The following is an 8,530-nucleotide window of genomic DNA, read 5'->3' as shown; positions in this document are numbered from 1 at the left end:
TTCGTGTTTCCAATACTCACTTGGAGCGCTCCAGGCCTGTCGTGAGCTGACCAGGCCGCTTGCGATTTTCTTCTTAAAGCCGATTCGCTAATAAACTGAAATATTCGCTAATAAGTGGTCGAGATACGCTAATAAACCATCTAGATTCGCTAATAAACTCCCGAAATTCGCTAATAAAAAAATCAGACATAAAATCTTAATAATTTTCGCTAAAATTCGGCAGGATTTTCTCCCGCTTTTTAGAATTTTATCATTAAAATGTAAAGGAGTGATTTGTTTGATCGTAAAAGCAAGGACTATTCCATTAAAACTTCTCATTTTGGCGGCGATATTAAGGCGTCTCCCGTTAACTCACCATAAATATCAAGCCATTTTAGGGGAATTCAAAAGACGAGAGGCCGGATATCATGGTGAGGTATCACTAGATTACTATCTCCGTTCTCTTCCGCAGGAAAAATATCTAATACTTCACGATTTAAACCTCCCTGATGGCGGTTACAACTGCCAAATCGACACTCTTCTTCTAACACCTGAATTTGGACTCATTATTGATGTCAAAAATATGATTGGCAAGTTAATTTTTGATACTGAGAATGAGCAATTTATTCAAATAAATAATGACAAGGAAAAAGGGTATCCTGACCCAATTGCCCAGGCTGAAAGGCATAAAGCTTTTATTAAAAAATGGCTCGCTGCGAATGGTTTCCACCCGGTACCCATTGATTACATGGTTGTCATCGGCAACCCATACGCTACATATGTGCTTTCCGGCCCCAACGCCCGGAAAGTAAAGCCTCGTGTTTGCAAGGCAGACGCTTTTCTAAGTAAAATTCAGTTTTTTGAAAACCTGTATTCTACTTCACTTCTCAATCCGAAAGAGCTTCGGAAAATTTGCCGCCTTCTTGTGAAAATGAATACCCCGCCCACAAAATTCCTACTTGAAAAGTTCGGAATTAAACAGTCAGATCTATTAACGGGTATTCTTGGGCCATGCTGCAATTATCTGCCCCTTATCCGTAAAAAACAAAAATGGTATTGTCCCCGCTGTGACAACTATTTTGTTGATGCCCATATAGCTGCGTTGCTGGATTACTTTCTATTGTTCGATATGAAAATTACTAATCGGCAGTTTCGGGAGTTTTGCCATTTGGATTCGATTCATACTGCTAAAAGACTGCTGATGCTTTCTGGAAAGGTAAATTACTCAGGTATAAAAAAGGGAAGGTGCTATTTTCCGAAGGTATTTCCATGGTAAATTTCAATTCGCTAATAAACATGGAAGATTCGCTAATAAACTTGTAAGAATCGCTAATAAACTCTCGAAATTCGCTAATAAAAATTTGAAAGAGTAAAATTGACTGCTTTTCCGCAGAAAAACATGTTTTTCAGACGGGCAAGGCCCTTCTTATTACATTTTTTCGCCAATTCGACGTCCAAAATGGATATTCTACTCCCAAAACAGGTTGTATTTCTACCAAAATTTACCTTATTTAAAGCGATTTGCGATCTTTTTAAAAGATAAAAAATTTCAACTTCGAGAATTGTCTAGATTCGGCGCCCCAGCGGCGAAATGCCTTTGCTCTCCGTCCTGCGATAAGTCAACATCTGAACGCTAGAGCTCATCGTGTTTCCAAATACCCACTTGGAGTGCTCCACAAGGAAAGCTTCGGCTGCATAAGAAAAAGTGTTAGCTATTACAAGGAGGCCATACGCAGCTGACCAGAGCGCTTGAGCTTTTCTTATGTGCTGTTTTGACCTTTAGAAAATTCAGCTGAAGTGCAGGACAGTTGTTTTAGCATCATTATTTGGCTAAACTAATTCTTTAGGGCGTGATTCGGGAGGAAAAACTGTGATGGAAAATGTAATGGAAGTAAAGGATTTACGTAAAGAATTTAAAGCCTATTCGAGCCGAACGGGTTTAAAAGGTGCGTTTAGGGATTTATTAACGCGGAATTATAAGGTTATTCCGGCTGTTAACGATATTAACTTTTCAGTAAGAAAAGGGGAAATGGTCGGCTATATTGGCGAAAATGGGGCAGGAAAATCAACGACGATAAAAATGCTGACGGGAATATTAACGCCCACCTCAGGCAGTATCATCGTCAACGGAATGAACCCCCACAAAGAACGGGAGAAATTTGTCCAAACGATTGGCGTCGTTTTCGGCCAGCGCTCGCAATTATGGTGGGATATTGCTGTTCAGGAATCCTTCCGCCTCTTAAAAAAGGTTTATAAGGTATCGGATGCTGATTATAACAATCATATGGGTCATGTCATCCGGACTTTAGATATTGAGCCGCTATTGGATAAGCCGGTGCGCAAATTATCGCTTGGCCAGAGAATGAGGTGCGAGCTTGCGGCAGCATTGATTCATAACCCGCCATTGTTGTTTCTGGATGAACCGACAATTGGCTTGGATGTCCTTGTCAAATTAAAAATCCGTGACTTTTTAAAAGAGATAAATGAAAAATATCAAACAACAATTCTGTTAACAACACATGATTTATCCGATATTGAAGCATTGTGCGAACGTGTGATTCTGCTTGATGAAGGTAGTGTCATTTATGACGGGGCACTAAAGAACCTGCAGGAGAAATGGAGCGAAGGGAAAGAACTAAAGTTTCAGTTTCTTGAAAAGGTAGATATCACTGCGGTTAAGGTCCTTACCAGCGAGTTGCCTGTTAAGTGGGAGCTAGAGGAAAAGGAGCAGGTATTTACCGCAACGGTCGAGGATAGCGGTGAACTCATCTCACAGGTAATTGCAAAGGTGGTAGCTGCTTATAAAATAAAGGATATTAAAATTAATGAGACTTCGACAGAAGAAATCATTCGAAACATTTATGAAAAGGGTGCAGTATAAGTGGATAAATACTTTGAAATGATTAGAATCCGCTTCCTAATGATGCTTGCTTACCGGACCAATTATTATACAGGAATTCTGATATATAGCATTAATATTGGGGCCTATTATTTTTTATGGTCGGCAATTTATGGATCTAAAGAGCATATTGTAGGACTTTCGATGACACAAATGACCACCTATGTGGCAGTTTCCTGGATGGCGCGTGCCTTTTACTTTAATAATCTTGATCGTGAAATGGCCGTCGAAATTATGGACGGTAGAGTGGCCATTGAATTGATTAGACCCTACAATTACCTTGGAATGAAAACAATGCAGGGTCTTGGAGAAGGGGTTTTTAGGCTCTTCTTTTTTTCAGCACCGGGACTTATCATTGTCTATTTTATTTTCCCGATTCAATTTACTTGGGACCCCAGCGTTTGGGGGTTGTTCGCCATTTCAATCTTGTTAAGTTTTTTAATTAATACGGAACTGAATTTATTAACAGGGATTACTACCTTCTTCTTGTATAACAATTCTGGTCTTATTCGGGCCAAACGTGTTGTCATTGATCTGTTTTCCGGGCTTCTCCTGCCGATTAGCTTCTTTCCAGGCTGGGCGCAGGAAGTCATGAAGTTTCTTCCCTTTCAAGGAATCAGCTATTTCCCGAGTATGATTGTGACGAAGGGATTTTCCCATCATCAGGCATTGGAAGCAATATTGCAGCAATTTGTTTGGGTTATTCTTTTATTTTTACCCATTCAATTGCTCTGGTACTTTGCGAAAAAGCAGCTGATTATTCAAGGGGGTTGATACAGTGTTTTACATATCCATGTTTTTTCAATATATTTCTCAATATATAAAAACGCGGCTTCAGTATCGGGCCGACATATTCGTTGAATTTTTCTCTGATTTACTTTCACAAGCAATCAATCTTGTTTTTATTTTGGTTGTCTTTGGCCATACCGATTTATTGGGTGGTTGGAGCAGGGATGAAATTATTTTTATCTATGGCTTTTTTCTTGTCCCTTTTGCTGTTTTTTCTGCTTTCTTTAACATCTGGGACTTTAATGATCGCTATATTGTTAAGGGGGAACTGGATCGGATCCTAACAAGACCGATCCATAGTCTGTTCCAAATCATCCTTGAACGGATAGAGTTGGAAGCATTATTAGGGGCGATTACGGGACTGGCTGTCATGTTTTATGCAGGTAGCCGGCTGGGGCTTGAAATGCACTGGTATGACCCGTTCTTATTTATCGTTTTTGTCATCGGCGGTGCACTTGTTTATGGCGGGGTATTCGTGATGATTGCCTGCATTAGTTTTTGGGCAGATGCAAGAATGTCCCTAATGCCAATGATGTACAATATTAGTAACTATGGGCGATACCCCGTTAATATCTATAATAAATTAATTCGCTTTATGTTAACTTGGGTCTTGCCGTTTGCTTTTGTTGGAGTTTATCCTGCTGCTTTTTTTCTCGGTAAAAGAGAATGGTTTTGGTACTCGTTTTTAACTCCCGTGATTGGAGTGGTATTTTTTGTCCTTTCTGTCCGCTTATGGAATCAAGGTGTAACAAAATACCGAGGAGCAGGAAATTAACTAAGGACCGGGCAGATGTTGTCCGGTTTTTTGATATTTTTTAGGCCAAGTATGCATAGAAATAGAATAACTCATGTTGGAATCTAGAGGTGGTCCGAGTGTTCTATTTTTTGCTGCCGATTGTAATCTTTTGTATCTTTATGAGTTTACGAACTTTATTTATTCCTAATACAGTTAGGGGCAAATTTGTTTCGGTCGAAAATTTTCTCTATTTAGGAACCGTATACTTAACCGTTATTATCGGATTTGGCCTTATTTACCTTCTCTTTCATTTAATCGGCATGCCTTTGCTTAAAGAAATGAATAATCATTCGCGCAGTAATATCTTCGAAACGAGTTTTTATTTTAGTGCGATGACACTTTTCTCTGTCGGCAATGGCGATGTGCTGCCGCATGGTATTGGCAGAATAATCGCCGTAATCGAGGCGTTGATTGGCTATACATTGCCCGCTGCCTTTGTTGCACGTGTCATGTTGAACAGGGAAAGATAAGTCTAACAAGTGCGAGTTAGTTGTGTTACAAGGGAAGATTGGGTACGCTGTGAATAATAAATATTATACTATTGGAGTGGTAATGGTGACAGTTGAAATAGGAATGCAGGTACCTGAACTTGGAGTAGCAGCAAATAATGGTGAGACAGTATCATTAGCAAATTTTAAAGGGAAAAATGTAATTGTTTATTTTTATCCAAAAGACATGACTCCGGGCTGTACGACAGAGGCGTGTGATTTCCGTGATCAGGTTCAGCAATTTACTGAAGTGAACGCGGTAATAGTAGGAGTAAGTCCAGACCCGGTTGACCGCCACCAGAAATTTGTAGAGAAATACGGTTTGCCGTTTTTATTGCTTGCGGATACGGAACATCAATTAGCGGAAGCGTTTGGAGTTTGGAAATTGAAGAAAAACTTCGGTAAAGAATACATGGGGATTGAAAGATCGACCTTCATTATTGATAAGGAAGGGAAATTGGTGAAAGAGTGGAGAAAAGTTCAAGTAAAAGGGCATGTAGATGAAGCGTTAACGTACATAAAGGAAAACCTAAACTAATCCAAAACTCTCGCCTATTTTTATGATAAAAGGCATTTGTCCAATGCAACAACCGCTAGATTGAATATCATTTTATTAGGGCATACCTCCTCAGATAAATTTTGGGTCCATCGTGGCCCTTTTTTTTATGTCAATTTGTGGTTACCTACAATTTTGAGTTTTCTAAATGTATTTACAGGTGTTATGATGAATAAAATTAAATAACTTACCAACCAAGGGGATTTAATGAATTTTTTGATACATAAGGTATAAAAATGTAGCTTAAATATATCGAATTCGTTGGAGGCGTAACTAATGAAGATTTATACAAAAACGGGTGATCGGGGAACAACTTCCCTTATTTATGGGCAAAGGGTTGCGAAGAACGATTTACGTGTGGAAGCATATGGGACCTGTGATGAAACCAATTCAATGATAGGACTTGCTTTGAGTCATTTGCATAAGGAAAATTTTCAAGGGAAAGAAATAATTGAAAATGTATATCATAAAATACAAACAAATCTTTTTCACGTTGGTGCAGAATTAGCTACCCCCAAAGGAAAGGATGTTAAGTGGTCGCTCGCTGCTTTGGATATTGAAGAATTGGAAAAACAAATTGATGATTGGGACACCACTCTTCCAGGACTAACGAATTTCATCTTGCCAGGAGGACATCCTGCTGGTGCAGCTTTCCACGTAGCACGGACTATTGCAAGGAGGGCAGAAAGATGTGCGGTTACATTGGGGGAAGATGTAAATCCGCTTGTTTTGGCCTACTTAAATCGTCTTTCAGATTTATTATTTGTTACTGCTCGGTATGTGAACCATCAATTAGGCGCTAACGAACAAACCTTGCATGGAAAAAGTTTATGAACATTTCATGTTTGTGAGGTTACAATATTGACAAAAGTACAAATTAATTAGTAAAATTAATTATAACAATTATAATATAAGAATATTTTTTAGAAAAGAGGTGCATGACGATGAATCAATTAAAAGAAGCGTTGGATTCCCTAAAGGAAACGGGGGTACGGATTACTCCGCAACGTCATGCGATACTTGAATATTTAATAAACTCGATGTCACATCCTACAGCTGATGAAATTTATAAAGCCTTAGAGGGAAAGTTCCCTAATATGAGTGTGGCAACAGTTTACAATAATTTACGGGTATTTCGTGAAGTAGGTCTTGTTAAGGAACTAACTTTTGGTGATGCATCAAGTCGTTTTGACTTTGTTACAACACATCATTATCATGTCATTTGTGAAAATTGTGGAAAAATTGTAGATTTTCTTTATCCTGGCTTAGACGAAGTGGAACACTTAGCATCCCATGTTACAGGTTTCAAAGTCGAGAACCATCGAATGGAAATTTACGGACTATGTCCCGATTGCACGAGTAAAGAAGTCCATTAATAGGGATTGAAGGCAGGTAGTCGTTTTTTTACAAAAAAAGAGGATCACTTAAACCAAAATGGCTAAATGGCCGTGTGGGTTTAAGTTATCCTCTATTTATTTTCCTGCCTTCTTATTATACGATTCATCAAATTCTTTACCAATAAGACTAGGATCAAGGGTTAATGGTTCGCGGCAGTGCATGCACATATCAACTTTACCAAGCATTTTTGTAGGCTTTCCGCAGCTTGGGCATTTAACTTGGACGGTTTTTGTTGATAACATTCCAATCCAAAAATAGACAATGGTACTCGCGATAATAAAAAGAAAGCCAAAAAGCATTAAAATGGTCATAATAAGTGGTGAAGTTCGAAAATAGATGCCTATATACATTACAATAAAACCGATAAAAATTAAGGATAATGCAAAGGTACGAATTTTATTTATTTTACTCGAATATTTTGCCATGATACTCCCTCCTAGAGAAACTATACCATATTTATGTAGAGAGAAAAAATTCTGAGTAGAAAAATGTCGAAGTTTGTCCTAAGTTAAAGAAGGATATTCATTGTTATTGTCGAACATATAATGCTACCTGAAAAAAATGGAGGAATGATGAATGGAAGACATCCTTCGGCCTATTTATCAAGAAAGGGCGAGCCAATTAAATACTCTTGGAGTTTTAATGGTAGAAAAAAAACAAAAATTAAGTCATATAACTGATTCATTTGATGTCATATTATTAGTTGTCGTAAAAGAAGCTGATCAGCCATTATTTATTAAGCATTATTCTTATAATGATAAAAAGGCTGCCATGCATATCATTACAGAACCTCAGTTGAATGAATGGCTGTTATTAGGAACGAATCGAAAAATATTTGAATGGCTAAATGATGCCAGGATCCTTTTTGATCGAAATGAATATGTTGCTAATTTAAAAACGGAACTGCGAGAGTTTCCTTTTAATGGGCGGAAAATTAAAATGGGTTTAGAATTTGCTAAATTAATCCGTCGCTATGTGGATGGGAAAGCATTATTTGAAAGCCATCAATATTTAGATGCCTATAACCATGTTGTTCATTCTTTGCATCATCTTGCAAGATTGGCTGTAATAGAAAATGGTCTTCATCCTGAACTAACCGTTTGGCAGCAAGTAAAACAAATAGAACCAGAAATATATAAATTATATGAAGAACTTGTAAATAGCGAGGAAACGCTTGAAAAAAGGCTTGAACTTTTATTTCTTGCAAGCGAATTTATGATTCATTCTAGAACAAATATCGGTACCATGCATTTTTTAGAAGTGCTAAATGGTAAGGAATATTGGATGTTTAATGAAATTATGAGTGATAAAGAATTGAGTCATTACTCAGTCGATCTGGCAGTATTGCTTGAATATTTGATTGAAAAGCATTTAATAGAGGTAGTTAATATTGAAACAAAGGGTCATGGGGTTTTTCATCGAGCATATCGTCTTAATAAAAAATTATTATAAAAAAGTAATAAAACATATTGACCTTTTTTGGTTTACTTGGTATATTAATAACCGTCGCTGCGAAGCAAGCTTATAAAGCTTTCGTAGGTGACGGTTTAAAAAAGTTATTGACATTACAAAATGTTTTATGTTATATTAATAAAGTCGCTTCCGAGCGAAACTGAATTTTGTTC

At 37.6% G+C, this 8,530-nt stretch carries 10 protein-coding genes; 9 read left to right on the top strand and 1 reads right to left on the bottom strand.

The annotated features are described in order from the left end of the window. Positions 1–277: 277 nt before the first annotated feature. The 8 genes from BSO02S_RS17025 to perR all read left to right on the top strand — a co-directional run bounded on the left by BSO02S_RS17025 (position 278) and on the right by perR (position 6,883). Positions 278–1,255 carry a nuclease-related domain-containing protein gene (locus BSO02S_RS17025; RefSeq protein ID WP_066069964.1) on the top strand — a complete coding sequence of 326 codons (978 nt, stop codon included), beginning with the start codon at positions 278–280 and terminating at the stop codon, positions 1,253–1,255. Between the two features lie 597 nt (positions 1,256–1,852). Beyond that, positions 1,853–2,860: an ABC transporter ATP-binding protein gene (locus BSO02S_RS17020; RefSeq protein ID WP_066069961.1), complete on the top strand. Its 1,008-nt coding sequence runs from the start codon at positions 1,853–1,855 to the stop codon at positions 2,858–2,860. Continuing rightward, a complete protein-coding gene (locus BSO02S_RS17015) occupies positions 2,861–3,652 on the top strand; it encodes an ABC transporter permease (RefSeq protein ID WP_066069955.1) in 792 nt (263 codons plus the stop codon). It abuts the gene before it with no gap. 4 nt (positions 3,653–3,656) lie between these two features. Further along, positions 3,657–4,442, top strand: coding sequence for an ABC transporter permease (locus BSO02S_RS17010; protein ID WP_066069952.1), 786 nt, complete (start codon positions 3,657–3,659; stop codon positions 4,440–4,442). Positions 4,443–4,540: 98 nt separating this feature from the next. Continuing rightward, complete coding sequence (locus BSO02S_RS17005) at positions 4,541–4,933, top strand: potassium channel family protein (RefSeq protein WP_235846950.1); 393 nt, start codon at positions 4,541–4,543, stop codon at positions 4,931–4,933. A gap of 85 nt (positions 4,934–5,018) precedes the next feature. Then, a complete protein-coding gene (gene bcp / locus BSO02S_RS17000; RefSeq protein WP_066069969.1) occupies positions 5,019–5,489 on the top strand; it encodes a thioredoxin-dependent thiol peroxidase in 471 nt (156 codons plus the stop codon). A gap of 294 nt (positions 5,490–5,783) precedes the next feature. Continuing rightward, a complete protein-coding gene (locus BSO02S_RS16995) occupies positions 5,784–6,341 on the top strand; it encodes a cob(I)yrinic acid a,c-diamide adenosyltransferase (RefSeq protein ID WP_066069949.1) in 558 nt (185 codons plus the stop codon). Between the two features lie 104 nt (positions 6,342–6,445). Beyond that, the gene (perR, locus tag BSO02S_RS16990) at positions 6,446–6,883 is read left to right on the top strand and encodes a peroxide-responsive transcriptional repressor PerR (protein ID WP_066069947.1); all 438 of its coding nucleotides are present in this window, start codon (positions 6,446–6,448) and stop codon (positions 6,881–6,883) included. Between the two features lie 96 nt (positions 6,884–6,979). Here the strand turns inward: perR and BSO02S_RS16985 are convergent, their stop codons facing one another. Continuing rightward, positions 6,980–7,333: a YgzB family protein gene (locus tag BSO02S_RS16985; RefSeq protein WP_174524256.1), complete on the bottom strand. Its 354-nt coding sequence runs from the start codon at positions 7,331–7,333 to the stop codon at positions 6,980–6,982. 148 nt (positions 7,334–7,481) lie between these two features. Here BSO02S_RS16985 and BSO02S_RS16980 point away from each other — a divergent pair, with 148 nt between their 5' ends. Next, positions 7,482–8,357 (top strand): nucleotidyltransferase-like protein, encoded by an 876-nt coding sequence (locus BSO02S_RS16980; RefSeq protein WP_066069941.1) that lies wholly within the window; start codon positions 7,482–7,484, stop codon positions 8,355–8,357. The last annotated feature ends 173 nt before the right edge of the window (positions 8,358–8,530 follow it).

It is taken from the genome of Neobacillus soli NBRC 102451, from assembly GCF_001591665.1.
Classification (GTDB): Bacteria; Bacillota; Bacilli; order Bacillales; family Cytobacillaceae; genus Neobacillus; species Neobacillus soli.
The sequence above is the reverse complement of the archived record's forward strand: the minus strand, read 5'-3'. Positions and strand labels throughout refer to the sequence as shown.

Coding starts and splice junctions, on each gene's coding strand:
- BSO02S_RS17020 (WP_066069961.1), top strand. CDS start 1,853: ATGGAAAATGTAATGGAAGTAAAGGATTTACGTAAAGAATTTAAAGCC.
- BSO02S_RS16995 (WP_066069949.1), top strand. CDS start 5,784: ATGAAGATTTATACAAAAACGGGTGATCGGGGAACAACTTCCCTTATT.
- perR (WP_066069947.1), top strand. CDS start 6,446: ATGACGATGAATCAATTAAAAGAAGCGTTGGATTCCCTAAAGGAAACG.
- BSO02S_RS16980 (WP_066069941.1), top strand. CDS start 7,482: ATGGAAGACATCCTTCGGCCTATTTATCAAGAAAGGGCGAGCCAATTA.